Genomic DNA, 633 nt, shown 5'->3' with positions numbered 1-633 from the left:
GATTCCCAGAGTAATTTTTGATCAGTTGGATATCTAACTTCACTCTCATAACAAGTAGCATCAGTAAAAATGCAACCTTGCTCTTTTATATGGTTTGACCAATGATTAAATAGTGATTTTTCAATCTCTATTATTGATAAATTCTCAGCTAATTCACATCGTATTTGACTAACAATCTTGTAATTTGTCAAACGATAATGTCCTAAATGAATATCACAAAAAAATTGATAGTCAATATTGGCGTTAAGTTGCTCAATTAATTTTCTATCAGAACAGCAAGCATAATGTTTTAAAAACATAAGAGCTAACTTCCCTTTGGGACTAAAATAATTCTTTGTTCCTTTTTTTGATTCTTTGATTTTGAAAACATCAACCAAAGAATCCCAAGGAATCGCAGTGTAAATTTTCCCTAAATCGCTTAATAAAAATTGATTGAAATAAAGATTGAAGTTATCAATAGCACTTAAAAATGAAAATTTGTGCTGAAATTCGGAGATTCTTTGTATTTTAGACATAGACAAGAAAATTAAAACCCCGTTTTTTGAGTGTAGAGCTCATTTTCGGGGTTTGATTTTATCTAAAATACAACTTATTTAATTGATAAACAAGTGTTTATTTACTTCTGAAAGTGCC

The 633-nt window shown here is 28.9% G+C and carries 1 protein-coding gene; it reads right to left on the bottom strand.

Annotation, left to right across the window (positions count from 1 at the left end):
- Positions 1-515 (bottom strand): transposase (locus tag Q0731_RS13125; RefSeq protein WP_299064819.1); only part of this gene is annotated, 515 nt, incomplete at its 3' end.
- Positions 516-633: the final 118 nt, after the last annotated feature.

The sequence above is a fragment of the uncultured Polaribacter sp. genome (assembly GCF_947497695.1).
Lineage (GTDB): Bacteria > Bacteroidota > Bacteroidia > Flavobacteriales > Flavobacteriaceae > Polaribacter.
Note: the sequence above shows the minus strand (reverse complement) of the source record. Positions and strands in the feature narration are given on the sequence as shown.